Origin of the sequence: Kitasatospora sp. NPDC001539, assembly GCF_040298565.1 — a bacterium.
GTDB lineage: Bacteria > Actinomycetota > Actinomycetes > Streptomycetales > Streptomycetaceae > Kitasatospora.
In genome coordinates, this window is sequence record NZ_JBEPAK010000004.1 from 1 (window position 1) to 19,716 (window position 19,716).

General features: G+C 74.1%; 18 protein-coding genes. 7 read left to right on the plus strand and 11 right to left on the minus strand.

Annotated elements, in window-relative coordinates:
• Positions 1–25: 25 nt before the first annotated feature.
• Complete coding sequence (locus tag ABT247_RS01710) at positions 26–625, minus strand: HdeD family acid-resistance protein (protein ID WP_350736288.1); 600 nt, start codon at positions 623–625, stop codon at positions 26–28.
• A 221-nt stretch (positions 626–846) separates the two neighbouring features.
• Between ABT247_RS01710 and ABT247_RS01715 the strand changes: the two genes are divergently transcribed.
• Entirely contained in the window at positions 847–2,685 is a 1,839-nt protein-coding gene (locus ABT247_RS01715; protein WP_350736291.1) for an NAD-binding protein, read from the plus strand.
• Between the two features lie 43 nt (positions 2,686–2,728).
• On the opposite strand, the gene ABT247_RS01720 is transcribed toward ABT247_RS01715, so the two are convergent.
• The 7 genes from ABT247_RS01720 to ABT247_RS01750 all read right to left on the minus strand — a co-directional run bounded on the left by ABT247_RS01720 (position 2,729) and on the right by ABT247_RS01750 (position 11,289).
• Complete coding sequence (locus ABT247_RS01720; RefSeq protein ID WP_350736295.1) at positions 2,729–3,520, minus strand: enoyl-CoA hydratase; 792 nt, start codon at positions 3,518–3,520, stop codon at positions 2,729–2,731.
• A gap of 224 nt (positions 3,521–3,744) precedes the next feature.
• Positions 3,745–4,809, minus strand: a complete 1,065-nt coding sequence (locus ABT247_RS01725; protein WP_350736298.1) for an enoyl-CoA hydratase/isomerase family protein — start codon at positions 4,807–4,809, stop codon at positions 3,745–3,747.
• A 327-nt stretch (positions 4,810–5,136) separates the two neighbouring features.
• Complete coding sequence (gene fahA, locus ABT247_RS01730) at positions 5,137–6,360, minus strand: fumarylacetoacetase (RefSeq protein ID WP_350736301.1); 1,224 nt, start codon at positions 6,358–6,360, stop codon at positions 5,137–5,139.
• Entirely contained in the window at positions 6,357–7,259 is a 903-nt protein-coding gene (locus ABT247_RS01735) for a hypothetical protein (protein ID WP_350736304.1), read from the minus strand. The genes fahA and ABT247_RS01735 overlap by 4 nt, the downstream gene beginning before the upstream one ends.
• Complete coding sequence (locus ABT247_RS01740; protein WP_350736306.1) at positions 7,256–8,458, minus strand: homogentisate 1,2-dioxygenase; 1,203 nt, start codon at positions 8,456–8,458, stop codon at positions 7,256–7,258. Before ABT247_RS01740 ends, ABT247_RS01735 begins: the two co-directional genes overlap by 4 nt.
• A gap of 56 nt (positions 8,459–8,514) precedes the next feature.
• Entirely contained in the window at positions 8,515–9,729 is a 1,215-nt protein-coding gene (hppD, locus tag ABT247_RS01745; protein ID WP_350736309.1) for a 4-hydroxyphenylpyruvate dioxygenase, read from the minus strand.
• Positions 9,730–9,969: 240 nt separating this feature from the next.
• Positions 9,970–11,289, minus strand: coding sequence for a phosphoribosyltransferase family protein (locus tag ABT247_RS01750; protein ID WP_350736312.1), 1,320 nt, complete (start codon positions 11,287–11,289; stop codon positions 9,970–9,972).
• A 275-nt stretch (positions 11,290–11,564) separates the two neighbouring features.
• On the opposite strand from ABT247_RS01750, the gene ABT247_RS01755 reads away from it, so the two are divergent.
• From ABT247_RS01755 to ABT247_RS01770, 4 genes are read left to right on the plus strand one after another with little or no spacing between them, the layout of a single operon-like run.
• A complete protein-coding gene (locus ABT247_RS01755; RefSeq protein WP_350736315.1) occupies positions 11,565–11,957 on the plus strand; it encodes a hypothetical protein in 393 nt (130 codons plus the stop codon).
• A complete protein-coding gene (locus ABT247_RS01760) occupies positions 11,954–12,364 on the plus strand; it encodes a cupin domain-containing protein (protein WP_350736318.1) in 411 nt (136 codons plus the stop codon). Before ABT247_RS01755 ends, ABT247_RS01760 begins: the two co-directional genes overlap by 4 nt.
• An 18-nt stretch (positions 12,365–12,382) precedes the next feature.
• Positions 12,383–13,066 (plus strand): hypothetical protein, encoded by a 684-nt coding sequence (locus tag ABT247_RS01765; protein ID WP_350736320.1) that lies wholly within the window; start codon positions 12,383–12,385, stop codon positions 13,064–13,066.
• A gap of 56 nt (positions 13,067–13,122) precedes the next feature.
• The gene (locus ABT247_RS01770) at positions 13,123–13,338 is read left to right on the plus strand and encodes a hypothetical protein (protein WP_350736323.1); all 216 of its coding nucleotides are present in this window, start codon (positions 13,123–13,125) and stop codon (positions 13,336–13,338) included.
• Between the two features lie 139 nt (positions 13,339–13,477).
• Here ABT247_RS01770 and ABT247_RS01775 read toward each other — a convergent pair whose 3' ends face one another.
• On the minus strand, positions 13,478–15,622 hold the full coding sequence (locus ABT247_RS01775) for an ATP-binding protein (RefSeq protein WP_350736326.1): 2,145 nt from the start codon (positions 15,620–15,622) through the stop codon (positions 13,478–13,480).
• A 303-nt stretch (positions 15,623–15,925) separates the two neighbouring features.
• On the opposite strand from ABT247_RS01775, the gene ABT247_RS01780 reads away from it, so the two are divergent.
• A complete protein-coding gene (locus ABT247_RS01780) occupies positions 15,926–16,621 on the plus strand; it encodes a response regulator (protein WP_350736329.1) in 696 nt (231 codons plus the stop codon).
• A 73-nt stretch (positions 16,622–16,694) separates the two neighbouring features.
• On the opposite strand, the gene ABT247_RS01785 is transcribed toward ABT247_RS01780, so the two are convergent.
• Together ABT247_RS01785 and ABT247_RS01790 are read right to left on the minus strand one after the other, a co-directional pair.
• Complete coding sequence (locus tag ABT247_RS01785; RefSeq protein ID WP_350736332.1) at positions 16,695–18,431, minus strand: acyl-CoA dehydrogenase family protein; 1,737 nt, start codon at positions 18,429–18,431, stop codon at positions 16,695–16,697.
• A 59-nt stretch (positions 18,432–18,490) separates the two neighbouring features.
• A complete protein-coding gene (locus ABT247_RS01790; RefSeq protein WP_350736335.1) occupies positions 18,491–19,039 on the minus strand; it encodes a PadR family transcriptional regulator in 549 nt (182 codons plus the stop codon).
• A gap of 189 nt (positions 19,040–19,228) precedes the next feature.
• On the opposite strand from ABT247_RS01790, the gene ABT247_RS01795 reads away from it, so the two are divergent.
• Positions 19,229–19,699 carry an SPW repeat protein gene (locus tag ABT247_RS01795; protein ID WP_350736338.1) on the plus strand — a complete coding sequence of 157 codons (471 nt, stop codon included), beginning with the start codon at positions 19,229–19,231 and terminating at the stop codon, positions 19,697–19,699.
• The last annotated feature ends 17 nt before the right edge of the window (positions 19,700–19,716 follow it).

Here is a 19,716-nt window from a genome sequence, read left to right on the forward strand (position 1 = left end):
CCCGGCCGGGCGCGGGCCCGGCCGGTCAGGCCCCCGACGGGAGCTGCTTGGCGTGGGCGTGCACCCGGATGGCCGTCGCGATCTCGACCACGCCGAGGATCAGCAGCCAGCACCCGGCCAGCACGGTCAGTGCGGTGATCGAGCCGACCGGCCAGACCATCAGCAGCACACCGGCCAGGGTGTTGGCCGCTCCCGCGAAGGCCTGCCAGCCCCGGGCGGGCATCAGCGGGTCGGAGACCGCGGCGGCGAACTGCGTGATGCCGCGGAACAGCCAGCCGATGCCGATCCAGAGCGCGAGCAGCAGCAGTGACTGCGCAGCGCTCCGGAAGCAGAGCAGCCCGAGGAGCACGCAGATCGCGCCGCTGATGAAGGCCAGCACCCGCATGGCCGTGGACACGTGGGTGCCGAACGCGGCGACCAGCTGGACGATGCCGATGACCAGCAGGTACAGGCCGAACAGCACGCCCACCACCAGCAGCGTCTCCCGGGGCCAGACGAAGACCACGATCCCGAGGGCGAGCGAGGCGACGCCGGCGGCCAGGAGGACCTGCCAGGCGGCCTTGGCGAGCGTTCCGAGCGGGCCCTGGACCGGGGAGCCGTCGGGAGTGATGGTCGGAGGTGCCACGGTGGAGTACTCCTCGAGGGGGCGGAGGCGAACAGCGGGCCGGGGAAGCGGCGCACGGCCGGGAGGACGGGACGGGCTCGGAACGGGCTCGGAACGGAGAACGAACCCCAGCCTGGTCGCCGCGCCCCCGGCCTGCCCGCCGGGCACGGCCGTTCGAATGACGTCCGGCAGTCGCCGGAACGCCACCCGCCGGTCACCGGCCGGCGATAGCATCCGTCGGTATGACGTCTGAAGGGTGGGGGACCCCTCCGGTCGAGCCGATCAGCCAGCACTACATCGTCTGCGGGGGCAACGCGCTGGCGCACCGGCTGGTCCTGGAACTCGTCGACCACTACGAGGTCCCGGTCGTCGTCCTGGTCGCCGACCGGACCCGCGACCACGCGCCGCAGATCGAACAACTCCCCGGCGTCGCCGCCGTGGTGGAGTACCCCAGCGTCACCGACGAGGCGCTGCGCGCGGTCTCCGTCGGCACCGCCCGGGGGCTCGCCCTGGTCGAGGGCAGCGATCAGGAGAACATCCACGCCGCGCTCAGCGCCCAGAACCACAACCCGGACATCCGGATCGTGTTCCGGATGTTCAACCAGCGCCTCGGTGAGAACATCCAGCGGTTCCTCAGGAACGGCGCCGCGCTGTCCGGCTCCGCCACCGCTGCCCCGGCCTTCGCCGCCGCCGCGCTCGGTCGGCCCAACTCCGTCGAGGTCGACGGGCGTTACCTGCACATCGCCTTCGACGACGCCATCACCTCCGACCGGATCTGCATGGTCGCCGACCGGATCGACCGGCAGGACCTCGGCAGGATCCGGCTGCTGCCCGAGGAGGACGGCGGCTCAGCCGAGTTCGTCCGCCTCGCCAGCGAGTTCGGCGACGACGGACCGGTCCTGCCCGGCCGGGCACGCCGCGAGCCGGTGCCACCCGCCGGGCCCGAGGAACCGCCGGGCGGCAGGGCCGCGCTGCAGGCGCTGCCCGTCGAACCCCGGGAGCCGATCAGCTGGGTGCGGCGGCTGCGCTGGCGGGTGCTCGACGCCCTGCGCTTCTTCACCAGCGCCCGGCTGCGGCTGGTGCTGCTCACAGCGCTCGCCGCCGTCCTGATGTCCTTCGGCGTGCTCTGGTACCTCAACCGGGACTTCGGTTGGACGGTCTACACCTCGCTGCTCGACCTGGCCGGCGCCGCCCAGCCCGACCAGCGGGCCGACGTCGCCGCCGGCACGGGGACGGGCGGCCTCTGGCAGCGGGTCGCCCAGGTGGTCATCACCATCTGCGGGATCACCTTCGCGCCGGTGGCCACCGCCATCGCGGTGGAGGTGCTCGGCTCGGGGCGGCGCGGGCTGCCCCGCAACCCCGGTGCGGGCACCCGGGACCACGTGATCGTCGTCGGGCTCGGCAACGTCGGCACCCGTGTCGCGACCCAACTGCACGAACTGGGCGTGCCGGTGGTCTGCATGGAGCGGGACCCGCAGGCTCGCGGCATCGCCGCCGTCCGGGCGCTCGGCATCCCGGTGGTGCTCGGCGACGGGCCGTTCGAGGAACAGCTGCGGCGCGCCCGGCTGAGGCACAGCCGGGCCGTGGTCGCGGTCAGCGGCGACGACGCCACCAACCTGGAGGCGGCGCTGGAGGCGCGGCACGGCAATCCCGAGGTGCGGGTGGTGATGCGGCTGTTCGACGATGACTTCGCCGCCCACGTCTACCGGACGCTGGACAACGCGGCCTCCCGGTCGGTCTCCTACCTGGCCGCGCCCGCCTTCGCCGCGGCCCTGATGGGCAGTGAGGTGCGCGGCACGCTCTCGGTGTTCCGGCACGTGCTGCTGATCGCCGACCTGACGGTGGAGGACGGCAGCGGGCTGATCGGCCTGAACCGGCACGACCTGGAGGACCCGGGCGGCGTCCGGGTGATCGCGGTCCGCCCGGCGCGGACCGGCCACCTGCAGTGGAACGTCCCGGACCGCACCCGGCGGCTGGCCCCGGGCGACCGGATCGTGGTCGCCGCCACCCGCAGCGGGCTGGCGCGGCTCACCACCGTGCTGGTCGAGGACGGCGGGGAACAGGTGACGGCGAACGGCTGACCTGGCCGTCCCAGCCGCCAGCCGTCACCTGGGCCGCCGGTCCTCAGCGGTTCTCGAACTTCGGCGCCCGCTTCTCGGCGAAGGCCGCCATGCCCTCCTTCTGGTCCGCCGTGGCGAAGGCGGCGTGGAAGAGCCGGCGTTCGAAGCGGACGCCCTCGGCGAGGGTGGTCTCGAAGGCGCGGTTGACGCTCTCCTTCATCATGATCGCCGCCGGGGTGGACATCGCCGCGACGGCCTCGGCGGTGGCCAGGGCCTCGTCGAGCAGTTGATCGGCCGGGACGATCCGGGAGACCAGGCCGGCCCGCTCGGCCTCCTCGGCGCCCATCATCCGGCCGGTCAGGCACAGCTCCATGGCCTTCGCCTTGCCGACCGCCCGGGTCAGCCGCTGCGAGCCGCCGATGCCCGGGATCACGCCGAGCTTGATCTCCGGCTGCCCGAACTTCGCGGTGTCCGCGGCCAGCAGGATGTCGCACAGCATCGCCAGCTCGCAGCCGCCGCCCAGGGCGAATCCGGCCACCGCCGCGACGACCGGCTTGCGCAGCCGGCCGAGCCGGTCCCAGGGGCCCAGCCAGTCGTCCAGGTACACGTCGGGGAACCGGTTGCCCTGCATCTCCTTGATGTCGGCGCCGGCGGCGAAGGCCTTCTCGGAGCCGGTGATCACCAGACACCCGATCTCCGGGTCCCGGTCGAACGCCGTGGCGGCCGCCACGACCTCGTTCATCAGCCGGGTGTTCAGCGCGTTGAGCGCCTTCGGCCGGTTCAGGGTGATCAGCCCCACCCGGCCCTTGCGGTCGACCAGGATCGTCTCGTAGGTCTCGGTCTCGGTCTCGGTCATCGCCGTTGACTCCCTTTCCGCTGCTCGGCGCCGCACGGGCGCACTGACCACCCAACGATCTACGACGCGCCCCGGATCGCGCCAGTCTTGGCATGCGAGACGCCGGTCACGAGTGGTGGAGCGGGCGGGAACCGGCGGGAACCCGGCGGGTCCCGATCGGGCCCGATCGGTCGGGGTCGGCCCGGGTTGGAATCGCCCCGGGTCGGGGTCAGCCCGGGTCGGGGTCAGCCCAGACCCAGTTCGTCGCCCTTGCGCGGGGCGAGGAAGCGGGCGACGTCCGCCTCCGCCACCTCGGCGAGCGTGCGCGGCGACCAGTGCGGATCGCGGTCCTTGTCGACGACCTGGGCGCGGATGCCCTCGACCAGGTCGGGGCCCTCCAGGGCGGCGCAGGAGACGCGGTACTCCTGGTCGAGCACGGCCCTCAGCGAGGGCAGCGCACGGGCCCGGCGCAGCGCGGCCAGGGTGACCTTGACGGCGGTCGGGGAGTTGCCGAGGACCAGTTCGCAGGCCTCCTTCGCCTCCGGGACCCCGGAGTCGAGCAGGCGCTCGACGATCTCCTCGACGGTGTCGGCCGCGTAACAGTCGTCGATCCACTCGCGGTGGGCGCCGAGCGCGGACGGCGGCGCGGCCTCGGCGTGGGCGGCGACGGTGGCGGCCGGATCGGTGCTGCGGGCCAGGGCGGCGAGCAGCTCGGGGATGCGCGCGGACGGCACGAAGTGGTCGGCGAAGCCGCACAGCAGGGCGTCGCCGGGGCCCATCGAGGCCGAGGTGAGCCCGAGGTGGGTGCCCGACTCGCCCGGGGCGCGGGCGAGCAGTCGGCTGCCGCCGACGTCCGGGACGAGACCGATCCGCGTCTCGGGCATGGCGACGACGGAGCGCTCGGTGACGATCCGCACCGCGCCGTGGGCGGACAGGCCGACGCCGCCGCCCATGGTGATGCCGTCCATCACCGCGACGTAGGGCTTGGGGTACTCCGCGATCAGCGCGTTCAGCCGGTACTCGTCGCGGAAGAAGGCGCGGGTGCCGGCCCCGCCGGCGGTCACGTCCCGGTGCATCGCGCGCAGGTCGGCGCCGGCGCAGAGACCGCGCTCGCCGGAGCCGGTCAGGACGACGGCGCGGACCCGGTCGTCGGCGGCCCACTCGTCCAGGGTCGCGCGCAGGGCGGTGACCATGCCGTGGGTCAGCGCGTTGAGCGCCCGCGGGCGGTTGAGCACGAGCCGTCCGAGCCCGCCGCCGGTACCGCCGTCGCCGTCCAGGAAGGCCTGGACCTCCGCCGTCTCCGCGCTCATCGGCTCCGCTCCCGTGCCCCGATCGATGTGGACTTCCGCCGTCCACCGTACCGGGAGGGGTGGGGGCGCCGTGATCACCGGGGTGTCCCGGGCCGGCACGGCCGGACGCGCGGGGCCGGGTCGGCGACGAGGGCCGGGTCGTCGGCGGTGGCGCCGTCGCGGGCCCGCTGGGACGTGTCCTGGACGGCCGGGGAGAAGGGGCCGGCCAGGGCGTCGGGGCCGGCGTCGGGCCGCAGCTCGCGCTGACGGCCGGCAGGTTCCGTCGCGCGGAGCCTGCCGGCCGTCGTCCGCCGTCCGTCATCCGTCAGCTGTCACCGGCCGCCGTCCTCAGCCGCTGACCCGGCCCGAGACCTCGCCGAAGCCGACCACCGTGCCGTCCGGTCCCGGGGCCGTCGCCGTGATGGCGACCTCGTCGCCGTCCTCCAGGAAGGTCCTGGTCGTGCCGTCCGGGAGCTTGATCGGCTCCTCGCCGTTCCAGGTCAGCTCGATCAGTGCGCCGCGGGTGTCCGGCTCCGGTCCGCTGACCGTGCCCGAGGCGAACAGGTCGCCGGTGCGCAGCGAGGCTCCGTTGACGGTCATGTGGGTCAGCTGCTGCTGGGCCGTCCAGTACATCGCGGCGAAGGGCGGCCGGGAGACCAGGTGCCCGTTCAGCCGGACCTCCAACGCCAGGTCCAGGCCCCACGGTTCGCCGCCCCGGTCGTCCAGGTACGGCAGCGGCTCGACGTCGCGCGCCGGCGGCGCGACCCGGGCGTGCTCGAGGGCGTCCAGCGGCACGATCCACGGCGAGACCGACGTGGCGAAGGACTTGCCCAGGAAGGGGCCGAGCGGCACGTACTCCCAGGCCTGGATGTCCCGCGCCGACCAGTCGTTGAGCAGGCAGACGCCGAAGACGTGCTCGCGGAAGTCGTCCAGCGGGACGGGCTGCCCCAGCTGCGACGGCGTGCCGACGACGAAGCCGACCTCGGCCTCGATGTCCAGCCGGCGCGACGGCCCGAAGGCCGGTGCGGCGTCGGCGGGTGCCTTGCGCTGCCCGTGCGGGCGCACCACCGGCGTGCCGGAGACCACCACCGTGCCCGCCCGGCCGTGGTAACCGATCGGCAGGTGCTTCCAGTTGGGGGTGAGCGGTTCCGAGCCCGGGCGGAAGATCCGGCCCAGGTTGGTGGCGTGGTGCTCGGAGGCGTAGAAGTCGACGTAGTCCGCGACCTCGAACGGCAGGTGCAAGCCGACCTCGTCCGCCGGCAGCAGCGCGGGCGAGAGCGCCTCGCGGTAGGAGGCGTCCGTCAGCCAGGTGGTCAGGTCGGTGCGCACCCGGGTCCAGGCCGAACGGCCGGCCGCCATCAGCGGATTGAGCGAGTCCGCGTCCAGCAGTGCGGACGGCGCCCCGGCGGCGCGGGCGGCCGCCCCGGCGTCCAGCACGAAGTCCCCGACGCGCACGCCGATCCGGCGCCGCCCGGGCTGGTCGTCGGCGGTGAAGACGCCGTACGGCAGGTTGTGCACGCCGAACGGCGAGTCCTGGGCACTGGCGAGCCAGCTGCTGGGGGTGGTGCTCAACGGTCCTCCTGGGGCAGTCGGTCGGGCGGCGGCAGCAGGCCGAGCGCGGCCAGGTCGGCCAGCGGCTCGGCGATGCTGCAGGTGCCGAACGCGGTGAACGAATTGCGGATCACCGTAACCTGACGGTCGCTCAGTGAACGAACGGCCTTGGCCAGCACCTCGCCGTCGCGCTCCGCCAGCACCGCGGCCGCCGCCGCCCGCTCCGTCTCCTGGGCGGCCAGCAGCACGTTGAGGAAGCCGTGGTGCTCGAAACCGGTCTCGCGGTCGGTGTGCCGGACGGCGTTGTGCAGCCCGGCCGTGCACTTGTACGGCAGGCCGCGCTGCGCGCAGCCGGTGAGGAAGGCGGCCAGCTCGTCCTCGTCCGGGAACGCCTCCGCGGCCAGCCCGCCGGTGCGGAACTTCGCCCGGTACGGGCTGTCGACCAGCACGTCCAGCGCCGCGTCCAGGGCGTCGCCGCGCAGGAGTTCGCGCGGCAGCTCGACGGCGGCCGGCACGTGCGGGGGCAGCAGCCGGTCCAGCTCGGCGACGGCCTCGGCGGCGTCCCGGGTGGCCAGCTCCACGCCGGCCAGTTCGACGCCGGCCGGCTCGAACGGCGCGGTGGCGTCGAGCGCCGGGCCGAGCTCCGCACTGCCCCCCGGCAGTACGAGCCCGACCCTGAGCACCCCGGCACCCGCCGGTCCGCCCGCCGCCCGGTCGCTCGCCGCGGCGGTCAACTCGCCCAGGCGGCCCGCCCCGCACAGGAGCGGGCCGACCGATTCGGCGTACCAGGCCTCGCGGTGGGCCCGGTGTGCGGGCACGGCCTCGGCGACCGGCAGGTTCCCCGGAGGGAACACCGCCGCGTCGTCGAAGAGCCCGCGGAACAGCTCGGGGACCGCCCCCGGGAAAGCCGGTGCGCTCATCGCCCGGGCCCCCGACCGGCCCAGGTCCAGGCGTAGTTCGCGTCCTCGCTGGCCCGGCCGCCCTCGCCGAGCTCCAGCGGCCGGAAGGTGTCGACCATGACCGCCAGTTCGTCGAAGAACTCCGCGCCGATGCTGCGCTCGTACGCGCCCGGCTGCGGCCCGTGGGTGTGCCCGCCCGGGTGCAGGGAGATCGAGCCCTGGCCGATGCCCGAGCCCTTGCGGGCCGCGTAGTCGCCGCCGCAGTAGAACATGACCTCGTCGCTGTCCACGTTGGCGTGGTAGTACGGCACCGGGATGGACAGCGGGTGGTAGTCCACCTTGCGCGGGACGAAGTTGCAGATCACGAAGTTGTTGCCCTCGAACACCTGGTGGGCCGGCGGCGGCTGGTGGATCCGGCCGGTGATCGGTTCGAAGTCCCTGATGTTGAAGGCGTACGGGTACAGGCAGCCGTCCCAGCCGACCACGTCGAAGGGGTGGTGCGGCACCGTGTAGCGGGTGCCCGAGATCCCGTCCGGACCCCGGTGCTTGACCAGCACGTCGACGTCCCCGGGGGCGTCCACCACGAGCGGCCCGACCGGACCGCGGAAGTCCCGCTCGCAGTACGGCGCGTGCTCCAGCAGCTGCCCGTACTTGGAGAGGTAGCGCTTGACCGGGGTGATGTGGCTGTTCGCCTCGATGCAGTAGGCGCGCAGCGGCTCGTCGCCGGAGGGCACCCAGCGGTGGGTGGTGGCCCGCGGGATGATCACGTAGTCGCCCTGGCCGACCTCGATCGAGCCGAAGACCGTCTCGACCGTGCCCGCGCCGGACTCCACGTACACGCACTCGTCGCCGAGCCCGTTGCGGTACAGCTCGCTCGGGGCCCCGGCGGCGACGTACGAGATCCGCACGTCGCCGTTGCCGAGGACCAGCCGGCGGCTGCCCACGACGTCCGCGGACTTCCACTCCTGGTCCGCGAACAGCTCGTGCAGCTTGAGGTGGCGGGGGAGCAGGGGATGGTTGGGCACCGTGGACTGGTCCGGCAGTTCCCAGGGCACCGCGTTGACCACCGCCGAGGGGATGCCCCGGTGGTAGAGCAGCGACGAGTCGGAGGAGAACCCCTCCTCGCCCATCAACTCCTCGTAGTACAGACCGCCTTCGGGTGTGCGGTGCTGGGTGTGCCGCTTGGGCGGGATGCTGCCCAGCTGCCGGTAGTACGCCATCTCCGTGCTCCTCCTCGCCGTCCGTCAGGGCGTCAGATCGGGTTCGAGCCCGACGCTCACAGGTTGCCCCGGCGGTCCTGCTCGCGCTCGATGGACTCGAAGAGCGCCTTGAAGTTGCCCTTGCCGAAGCCCAGCGAACCGTGCCGCTCGATGAACTCGTAGAAGACCGTCGGGCGGTCGCCGATCGGCTTGGTGAAGATCTGCAGCAGGTAGCCGTCCTCGTCGCGGTCGACCAGGATGCCGCGCTTCTTCAGCTCCTCGATCGGCGCCCGGACCTTGCCGATCCGCTCGCGCAGCTCCGGGTCGTCGTAGTAGGCGTCCGGGGTGGAGAGGAACTCCACGCCGCGGGCGCGCAGCACGTCCACGGTGGTGAGGATGTCGTTGGTGGCGAGCGCCATGTGCTGGCAGCCGGGGCCGGCGTAGAACTCCAGGTACTCGTCGATCTGGGACTTCTTCTTGGCGACGGCCGGCTCGTTGAGCGGGAACTTCACCCGGTGGTTGCCGCTGGCGACGACCTTGGACATCAGGGCGGAGTACTCGGTGGCGATGTCGTCGCCGACGAACTCGGCCATGTTCACGAAGCCCATGACCCGGTTGTAGAACCGGACCCACTCGTCCATCCGGCCCAGCTCGACGTTGCCCACGGCGTGGTCGAGGGCCTGGAACAGGCGCTTGGGGGTGCCCTCGGGGTGGGTGACGCTGCTCTGCGCGGTGACGTAGCCCGGCAGGTACGGGCCGTGGTAGCGGGAGCGGTCGATCAGGGTGTGGCGGGTCTCGCCGTAGGTGGCGATGGCCGCGCGGCGGACGGTGCCGTTCTCGTCGGAGACGTCGTTGGGCTCCTCCAGAACGGTGGCGCCGCTCGCCCGGGCGTGCTCGATGCACCGGTCGACGTCCGGGACCTCCAGGGCGAGGTCGACCACGCCGTCGCCGTGGCGGCGGTGGTGGTCCAGCAGCGGGCTGTCCGGCTGGACACCGCCCTTGATCACGAAGCGGCACGAGCCGGAGCGGAGCACGTAGGCCTTGCGGTCGCGACGCCCGGTCTCCGGGCCGGAGTAGGCCACCAGCTCCATGCCGAACACGACCTGGTAGAACTGGGCCGTCTGGGTCGCGTTGCCGACCACGAAGACGACCGCGTCCTGGGCGGTGACGGGGAACGGGTCGGTGCTGGCGTCGTGCTCGACGAGGCCGACGAGGCGGCGCAGCTGGTCGGCGTCGAGACCGGCCTCGCGCTCCTCGGGGGTCAACTCAAGGGCCTGGGACTGCGGGGTCATCGCTCGTTCCTCCACTCTGGGCCTCGACGCTGAGGCTTCCGCTGGATCGCGTGGATCGCGGCCGCACGGCGATCGGGTGGGCGGTGCGGCTGGCGCTGAGCTTGCTCCTGTCGGGGTAGTTGGGCAACAGGTCGGCTTTTCACTGCTCAATGTGTACAAGCTGGTCAGGAAATCCCAGCCTTGGCTGCGCAAAATGCGCTGCCCCGGCGGGGTGGTCGCCTGAATTCTGCGCAGTCGGCGTCAGGGGCTCCCGGCGGGCGGCAGATGGCGCAGGAACCAGTCCCCGGCCAGCTCGGCGACCCGGTCGAGGGTGCCCGGCTCCTCGAACAGGTGGCTCGCGTGCCCCACCACCACCAGCTCGCTGGCGCAGCGCAGCCCGGCCCTGGCCTGCCGGTTGAGGTCGATCACCACCGGGTCCAGCGCGCCGACCAGCAGCAGCGTCGGCGCGTCCACCCGGCCCAGCACCTGCGGCCCGGCGAGGTCCGGGCGACCGCCCCGGGAGACCACGGCGCGCACCGCCGGGCCGAGGTCGGCGGCGGTGCGGAGCGCGGCGGCGGCGCCGGTGCTGGCACCGAACAGGCCGAGCGGCAGGCCGCGGGTCTGCGGGAGCCCGCCGAGCTGCCCCGCGACGGCGGTCAGCCGCGAGCCCAGCAGGCCGACGTCGAACACCTTGCGCCGGTCCGGCTCCTCGGCCTCGGTGAGCAGGTCGAACAGCAGCGTGCCCAGCCCCGCACGGTTCAGGTGGCGGGCGACGTGCCGGTTGCGCGGGCTGTGGCGCCCGCTGCCGCTGCCGTGGGCGAAGACCACGACGCCGCGCGCCCCGGCCGGGACGGTCAGCCGGCCCGCCAGCCGGACCCCGGCGGCCGGCAGCTCCACCTCGCCGTCGACCCCGGCGGCCTCCGCAGGCCCGTCGCCGCGGGCCTCGGCCAGCAGCCGCAGCACCTCCTCGTCGCCGGTCTGCGAGAAGTCCCGGTAGAACTCGCCGATGGCGTAGAACGGGGACGGCGTGTCGACGCAGACCAGCTCGTCGGCGACCTCGGCCAGGCGGTCCGTCCAGTCCCGGGGCGCCACCGGGACGGCCAGCACCACCCGGGCCGCCCCGCGCGCCCGGACGATCCGGCAGGCGGCCTTGGCGGTGGAGCCGGTGGCGATGCCGTCGTCCACCACGACCACCGTCCGCCCGCGCAGGTCGGCGGGCGGACGGTCGCCCCGGTAGCGACGGGCCCGGCGTTCCAGCTCGGTCCGCTCCCGCCGCTCCACCGCAGCCAGCTGGTCGTCGGTGACCCCGGCGAGCCGGATGACCTGCTCGTTCAGCACCCGTACGCCGTCCTCGCCGATCGCCCCCATGCCCAGCTCGGGCTGGTACGGCACGCCGAGCTTGCGGATCACGCAGATGTCCAGGGGCGCGCCGAGCGCCCGCGCCACCTCGGCGGCCACCGGCACCCCGCCGCGCGGCAGCGCCACCACGACGGTGTCGGCGCCGCCCGACGGGCCGAGCCGGGCGGCCAGCCGGCGGCCGGCGTCGGTGCGGTCGGTGAAGCGGGTTCCGGTGACGGGCATGACACGGCCTCCGAGTTCCACCGTACGCCGATCCGGTACGCCGCTCCCGGGCGCGCGCGCCGGGGCCGGGACGGACCGACGGCGGTGCCGGGCGGCCTCCCGGGGCCGACCCCGGCCCGCCCCGGGACAGCCGCCGCCGAGGGCCCGGGACGCGCCGGGCGGACGGCCGGGATCGGGACGGGACGGCACCCCCGTGCGACTGGGACACCGGGCCGCGGACGGTGGTCCGCAGAGGCGGACAGCAGAGCCGCCCTCGACCGGAAGGAGCGCCCGCCATGCCGGGCACCGTCATCACCGACCTGCGGCGCCGCGGCGCCGTCGACCCCGGCCGCCTGCTCGCCGGCCCGCTGCGGGCCGTCGGCCTGCAGCGGCTCGAACCGGGCCGCAGCGCCGCGGTGACCGCCGACGGCGTCGAGCACGCGCTGTACGTCACCGCCGGCTCCGGCCTCGCCGCCCTGCCCGAGGACGCCGTGCACCCGGACCACCCCGACGCCGGCCTTCCGCTGGTCGAGGGCACCGCCGTGGTGCTCCCGCTCGGCTCGCGGACCGTGCTCACCGCCGGGACGGCCGGGCTGGAGTACTTCCACGCCGTCCTGGCCGCGCCCGCCCTGACCGGAGCCCCGCCCGGCGGGTGCGAGGCCCCTCCCGAAGGGGGTGACCCCGAGTGATCGTCACCACCGACACCGGCTCCGCGATGGTCCTCCTCGGCCCGAACGGCGAACGCGTCCGGATCCGCTCGCTGGCCCGCCGCACCGTGCTGACCAGCGCCTGCGAGTCCTTCGACCACCTGCGGCTGAGTCCGCGCGCCCACCACGTGCTGCCCGGCCGGCCCGACGCCGAGACCGTCCTCCACGTGCTGCGCGGCGCCGCCGTCGTCGGCCGACTCCCCGGCGAACCGGACCACCTGGCCTCGGACGGGGACCTGCTGCTGGCCCGGCGCGGCCACGCCCTGCACCTGGAGGCCGGACCGCTCGGCGCGGAGCTGCTCTGCCTCACCCTGACGGCTCCCCTGCACCGCGCCGGGACCCGCGCCGCCCTCGCCCGACGCCGCGCCGAGCGCCGCAACCGCCCCTGACGCCCCCCGGAGGTCCCAGTGATCCTCGTCCCCGCCGCCGTCCCCCGCACCGCCCCCGTCCTCCAACGGCTGATCGATCCCGACCGGCGGCCCGGTGTCCGCGCCGCACTGACCGTCGAGACCCTGCCGCCCGGCCTCCACCTGGCGCAACGCCCCTGCGAGTCCGTCGAGTCGGCGACGGTGGTGCTCTCCGGCCGGCTGTCCGCGGCCGGTCGGGTCCTGTTCCCGGGCCAGCTGCTGCACCACCCGCCGGGCAGCAGCCACCGGCTCACCGCCCTGCCCGGCTCACCGGCCGCCGTGCTCACCGTCCGTCCCGTCCCGTCCGCCGCGGCCGTACCCGCCCAACGCGGTGGCACGGGGGCGTACGGCCCCGTTCGGCGCATCGCCGTGGACACCGTTCGACTGGCCGCCGGCGCCGAGTTCCGGCCGTGCGCGGAACCGGCGGCGGACGCCTTCCTGCTGCCGCTCTCTGGTGCCGGCGGCCTCCTCGGCGGTGACGGCGGTGAAGCGCTCCTCCTCCCCGGTGACCTGGTGTACGTCCGGGCCGGGGAGCGGTACGTCCTGCGGGCCGGCGCGGGCGGACCGGTCACTGCCGTCCTCGGCCGGATCGGCCTGCTGGACATCGCCCTGCTGGACGCGGTTCCGGGACCGGAACGGGACACCGAGCCCATGCGGTCGGGGCTCGGACGTCCGCAGAGTTGAGGCAGGGCGATCGAGCGATCGGATCGGCCGTTCGGAAGAATCAGGAGGACCCCCTCATGGCAATGAACAGTGTGACCAGGACGATCTGCCTGGCCTCCGTGATCGCCGGTGTGATCGCGGTCGTCACGGTGCTGCGCCACGCCTGTGCCACCTCTGCGTCCGGCTCCGCTACCGGCACCGACTCCGGCGCCGGCGGCGGCTCGCAGGCGGCGGACGGCCACATCGGCTGCCCGCCCGGCGGTTGCAGGGACGTCCCGGACCCGGACCAGTAGCCCCACCACACCGCCGCCCACCGCCCCCATCCCCCCACCGCCCCCGGCGCAACCAGCGCCGGGGGCGCCGACTGCGGTCGGCCGCCGCCGATCGCGTCAGCCGCGCCGGCCGCCGCCGTCAACCGTCAGCCGTAAGCCGTCAACCGGTCGTGCCGCCCGCGTCCGCCGCCTGCTCCCCGCCGCCCGTCCCCGTCGAGCGCGGCAGCACCGCCAGCACCTGCGTCCCACCGGACCGCGCCAGCGGCCGGACGACGCAACTGCCGCCGATCTCCGTCGCCCGGTCCGCCATCGAACGCAGCCCCACCCCGCCACCACGACCGCCGTCCGGATCCCCCGACCCCGCGGAGCCCTCCCGGTACCCGACCCCGTCGTCCTGCACGGTGAGCACCAGCGCCTCCCCGTCGACCCGCAACCGCACCCGTGCCGACCTGGCCCTGGCATGCCGCAGCACGTTGTTGAGCGCCTCCGCGGTGATCCGGTAGGCCGCGACCTCCACCGCGGCCGGCAGCTCCGGCAGCGGCTCCGGTTCGATCTCCGCGGTGACGGCCAGGCCGGTCCCGCTGAAGGTGGCCGCCAACTGCTCGACCGCCCGTGCCAGCCCGAGCTCGCCGAGCGGGGCGGGCCCGAGCCGGTCGGTGATCCGGCGGAGCTCGGTGATGGCCATCCCGAGGCCCTCCGCGATCCCGCGCAGGGTTGCGGCCAGTTCCTCGTCGGCGGTGGAGGCCGCGCCGTCCACCCGCAGCCGCAGGCCGGCCAGTGCCGGCCCGAGCCCGTCGTGGATGTCCCGCCGCAGCCACCGCCGCTCCTCCTCCCGCCCGGCGACGATCTGTTCCCGGCTGGCCTGGAGGTCCTCCTGGAGCCGCAGCGACGCGACGGCGGGCGAGGCCTGGTCGGCGAGCGAGCGCAGGATGTCGACGTCGCTGGCCTCGAGCCGCTCCTCGCCCGCCCGCAGCCCCACGGTCAGCTCGCCGATCGGCAGTCCGTTGTGCACCAGCGCGAAGCCCCGGGTCCGGCCGTCCAGCCGGCCGGCGGTGGCGAGCGTGCGCCGGCCGGCCCGGGTGGTGACGGCGAGGGTGACTCCCGGCAGTCGCAGCTCCTCGGCGACCGTCGCGCACAGCGCCTCCGGCAGCCGGGCCGGATCGACCACCTGCCGCACCCGTCCCGCGAGCGCCCGCAGGACCTGGTACGGCTGCGCGCGCTCGCCGTAGTACAGCCGGTCCACCAGGGACACGGTCCGTCGGGCCGCTCGCGGCAGGGCCGCGCCCAGCGCGTAGACCAGCGCGATCAGCAGCAGCGCCGCCCCGCCGCGCCCCGGCAGCAGCCAGCTGGAGAGCAGCGCGGCCGCGGCCACGAAGAGCACGGTGACGCCGGTGGCCAGCAGCAGCCCGATCAGCACGCTGCGCGCCGCCCGGTGCAGCCGCCAGCCGTGGTCGCGGATCACCAGCAGGCCGATCCCGACGGCCCAGACCGCCCCGGCGGCTGCGAACAGCGAGTAGCTGAGCCAGTAGTGCTCGGTCAGCGTGCGTTCGTAGAAGTCCTGCGCCCCGGCCCACAGCAGGTAGGCGCCGAGCATCGCCGCCACCCGCAGCCGGTGCCGTCCGGCCCCGGCGGTGCCGGGCTGCGGACCGGCCGGTCGCAGCAGCCGCACCAGCAGGACCGCGGAGGCGAGCCCGACCAGGCACTCGCCGATGAGCAGGTCGTGGTCCCAGAGGGTGTTCACGACGGTGCGGAACAGGTGGCCGGGCGGGTTGCCGGCCAGCGGGTTGGGCCGCCCGTGGAGGGTGGCGCTGTCCAGGGTCCAGGCCGTCACCGGGATCACCCAGAGCGCGACGGCACCGATGTACCACCACCAGCGCCGGGTGGTCAGCCGGCCGGCCGGCAGCCAGAGCGGCAGGGTGTAGAACAGCGTCACGTTCACCACGAGGCACAGCGCGTCGAAGGCGGCGGTCGCGCCGAGGATGCCCGGATCGGTGACCTCCACCCAGACGGGTGCGTCCGCCGCGTACGGCAGCACCAGGGTGAGCGCGTAGACGAGCAGCACCCAGCCGAGCGGGCTGCCCGGGCGGTGGGCGTGCAGCAGCATCCCCGCTCCCGCGGTCGGCAGGGCGTAGACGAGCACGGCGAGCAGGTCCCGGGGGCGGGAGACGCCCGGCTCGCCGAGGTGGACGAGCACGTAGCAGGTCCACAGCGTGGCGACGACGAGGCAGACCGCCGTGGCCACCGCCGCGGCGGTGAGCTGCCTCTCGGCCGGTGTGCGGCGCCGGGGAACGGTCACCGTGGTCATGGCACCACCTCGCAGACGGACCGGAGCGGATCGGTCGGGACGGATCCCGGCGGGGCGGCGGCAGGCCCGGCGGTCCTCCGGGCGGTACCCCGGCAGCCCTCCGGGCGGTCCTCGGCGGGACGGACCGCCGGTCGGCGGGTCCCGCACGGTCGCTCCAGTCTCGGCCGCCCGGTGTCCCGGGCGCCTGAGGCAGCGGTCACGCATCCCGTGCGGGACGCCGGGGTCCGCCTCGCCCCGCCGTGCGGACGACGTTCCGAGCATGTCACGGAAAGTCACCGCAGCTTCGCTGCTAGTGTCGGCCGGGTGGATGAACAGCAGCCGGCGGCACCTCCGGACCCGGCGGGCCAGGCCCCGTCCGTCCGTGTGCTGATCGTCGACGACCACCCCCTGTTCCGGGAGGGGCTCAAGGCGGCGCTGGAGAGCGCCGAGGGCGTGTCCGTGGTGGCCGAGGCCGAGCGGGTCGCGGACGTGCCGGAGGCGGTCGAGCGCCACCGCCCCGACGTGGTGGTCATGGACCTCTCGCTGCCCGACGGCTCCGGGCTGGAGGCCGTCCGCCGGCTCTCCGCCGGGGAGCCGGCGCCGCCCGTCCTGATGCTGACGATGTCGGACGACGACGGCAACCTGCTCGCCGCCCTTCAGGCCGGTGCCCGCGGCTACCTGGTCAAGGGCGCCGGGCGGGAGGAGGTGCTGCACGCGGTCCGTACCGTGGCGGCGGGCGGCGCCGTGTTCGGCGGCGAGGTGGCCGGGCGGATCACGGCCCTGCTCGCCGGGGCGAGGATGCGCGAGGCGGGGCAGCTCTTCCCCGAGCTCACCGCCCGCGAGGCCGAGGTGCTGGACCTGGTCGCGCGCGGCTACGACAACCGGCGGATCGCCCGGGAGCTGGTGGTCGCGGAGAAGACCGTCCGCAACCACGTCACCCACATCTTCGAGAAGCTGCACGTCGCCACGCGGGCCGAGGCGGTCGCCCGGGCGCGCGACATGGGGCTCGGGGAGCAGTGAGCCCGCCCGGGCACCGGTGATCCGGGGGTGCCGGCCCGCCGGCCGGCACCCCCGGGGTCCTGCGGGTACGGGCCTACGGCTGCATCTCGTACGCGCCGGAGAGCGCCTCCACCCGCGCCCAGACCTTCGCCGCGCGCTCGGCGTCCGCGACCGGGCGGCGCACGTTCGCCAGCGCCCAGGCGGCCTGCTCCTCGGTGGTCGACGCCTTGCCGTGCAGCTCGGTGGCGTGCGCGGAGAAGTCGCGGACCAGCGCGTCGAAGACCTGGTCCAGCACGTCGGCCGGCAGGCCGGTCAGCTCGGCCTGCTCCAGCACCAGCTGGCCGTAGACGATCAGCGCGAACAGCTGGCCGATCTCCAGCAGGAAGTCCAGGTCGGCCTGCTGCTCCTTGCTCGGCGCGTGCTTGAGCAGCAACTCGCAGAAGCCGTCGGCCTGTTCGCGGAAGCGGGCGACGTTCGGCAGCTGGGCGTTGCGGTCGTAGGCGGCGCGCCAGTCGTGGAAGCGGATCGCACCGAGGCCGCGGGCCGGGCCCTGGCGGAACAGGAACGCGTCGTCGGCGGCGTCCAGGCGGGTCGGCACCGGCGCGTAGTCGGCGGGCGCGAACAGGTAGTTGCCCATGAACTTGAGGATCAGCGCCAGGTTGACGTGCACGGTGCCCTCGAGCTTCGGCAGGCCGCGGATGTCCTTGGCGGCCTTGTCGAAGTAGGTGTCCGCCTCGAAGCCCTTGGCCGCGATGACGTCCCACATCAGGTCGATGACCTTCTCGCCCTCGGTGGTGACCTTCATCTTGGTCATCGGGTTGAAGAGGAGGTAGCGGCGGTCCTCGGGGGAGGCGGTGCGGAAGTAGTCCACGGCCCGGGCGCTGAACAGCTTCATCGCGGCCAGGCGGGCGTAGGCGTCGGTCAACTCCCGTCGCACGTGCGGGAAGTCGGTCACCTTCCGGCCGTACAGGACCCGGTTGTGGGCGTGCGTGACGGCCTCGTACATCGCGTGCTCGCAGATGCCGACGGAGGCGGTGCAGAGGTTGAACTTGCCGACGTTGACGGTGTTCAGCGCGGCGTCGAAGGCGGCCTGGCCGGTGTGCAGCACGTCCTCGGCGCGGACCGGGTAGTCCTCCAGCCGGAACTCGCTGACGTACATCTGGGCGTTCACCACGTTCTTGACCAGGTGGTACGCCTCGTGGCGGCTGTCGGCGGCGAAGAAGATGTAGCCCTCCGGGCCCTCGACGTCCGAACGGCGGCCGAAGACCGAGACCAGGCCGGCCACGTTGCCGTTGCCGATGTAGTACTTGGAGCCGGTCGCGGTGAAGCCGCCCTCGCCGTCCGGGGTGAGGATCATGTCGGTGGAGTAGATGTCGGCGCCGTGGGTGCGCTCGGACAGGCCGAAGGCCATCACGTGGCCCTCGGCGAGGAGCCGGGCGGCGCGGGCCCGGACGGCCTCGTTCTCGCTCTGCCAGACCGGGCCGAGGCCCAGGATGGTGACCTGCCAGGTGTACCAGTAGCCCAGGCCGTAGAAGCCGAGGATCTCGTTCAGTTCGGCGATCCGCGCGGTGTCCCAGCGCTTGGCCGGGTCGGCCGCGGTGGGGGTCAGGAACTCCGCGAACAGGCCTTCCTTCGCCGCGAACTCGAGGAAGTCGGCGTACCAGCTGCGGTCGATGTAGGTGTCGATGAGCGCCTTCTTGCCGCGGGACTCGAACCAGTCGACGGTCGCGCGCAGCAGACGGCGGGTCGGCTCGTCGAACTGGGCGGGGTCGTAGGTGCGCGGGTGGAAGAGCATCACGGGCTCCCGGGGGTCGAGGGTGGGGAGTGGCATGGGGTACCGGCGGTGGTCGGGCCGGCCTGCGGGGACCGCCTTGCGGGCCCCGGCGGCCGTCAGCCTCCGGCGGAGAGGCGGCGCAGCGTGGCGAGCACGTCGTCCAGCCAGGCGAGGGTCATCCGCTCGTACTCGATGCCGCCGCGCAGCACCACGTGCTGGAGCTCCTGCCGGGTGTCGAGTGCGGAGAGGTCGGGGAAGTCCCGCTGCTCGCCGTGCAGGTAGCGGGCGAGCAGGGCGGCATGGCTCTCGCGGTGCCGCTCGACCTCGGAGATCAGGGCGCCCGGGTCGTCGAAGGCGGCGGCGCGGATCTTGACCGCGAGCTCGTGCCGCACGGTCTCCGGTTCGACCGGCTCGCGCAGCCAGGCGGCCAGCGCGTCCCGTCCGGGCCCGGCCGCCGAGTAGACCTTCTTGTCCGGGCGGCCGTCCTGGGCGACCTCCTGCGCGGCGATCCAGCCGTCCGCCTCCATCCGCCGCAGCACCCGGTAGATCTGCTGGTGGGTGGCGGTCCAGAAGCGGCCGATGGACCGGTCGAAGCGCCGGGCCAGCTCGTAGCCCGAGCCGGGCTGCTCCAGCAGCGAGACGAGGATCGCGTGCTCCAGTGCCATGCCCGCATCCTGCTATGCAACGAGTTGCATAGGCAATGGGCCCACGGAGTGGTGAGACGCAGCTCACCGGCGTGACCGGATGGTTATCGGTCATTCCCGACTATCAGGTGCAAAACCATGGAGAAGAGCCAGAATGGGTACGGGGCATGACCCCCCTTCCATGGTCCGGAACCACAGGAGGTGGTATCGGTGGCAACCCATATGCCGACCGGCATGGAGCACCACCCGGACATCGTCGAACTCCGGGAGCACTACGAGCGGGTCACCTCGACCCCGCGGGCCCAGGGCGTGGAAGCCCTGGCCGTCCTGGCCGGCCTCTTCCTCGCGGCGTCGCCGTGGATCGTCGGCTTCACCGCGTTCAGCACGCTGACCGTGACCTGCCTGATCGTGGGCCTGGCCTACACGCTGCTGATGGCCGGCTACGGCTCGGCCTACGAACGGACACACGCACGGGCCTGGGCGGCCGCCGCGCTCGGTGTGTGGACGATCATCTCCCCCTGGGCCGTCTCGGGCTCCGTCGCACACGGCAAGAACATCGTCACCTGCGTCATCGTCGGTGCGGTGATGTTCCTGCTCGGCCTCGCGGCGATCTCGATGGCGACGATCACGTCGAACGGAGCAGCGATGCGGCGCGGCCGCGCCGGCCGCGCCAAGGGCTGAACCCCCCCCGCAGCCCG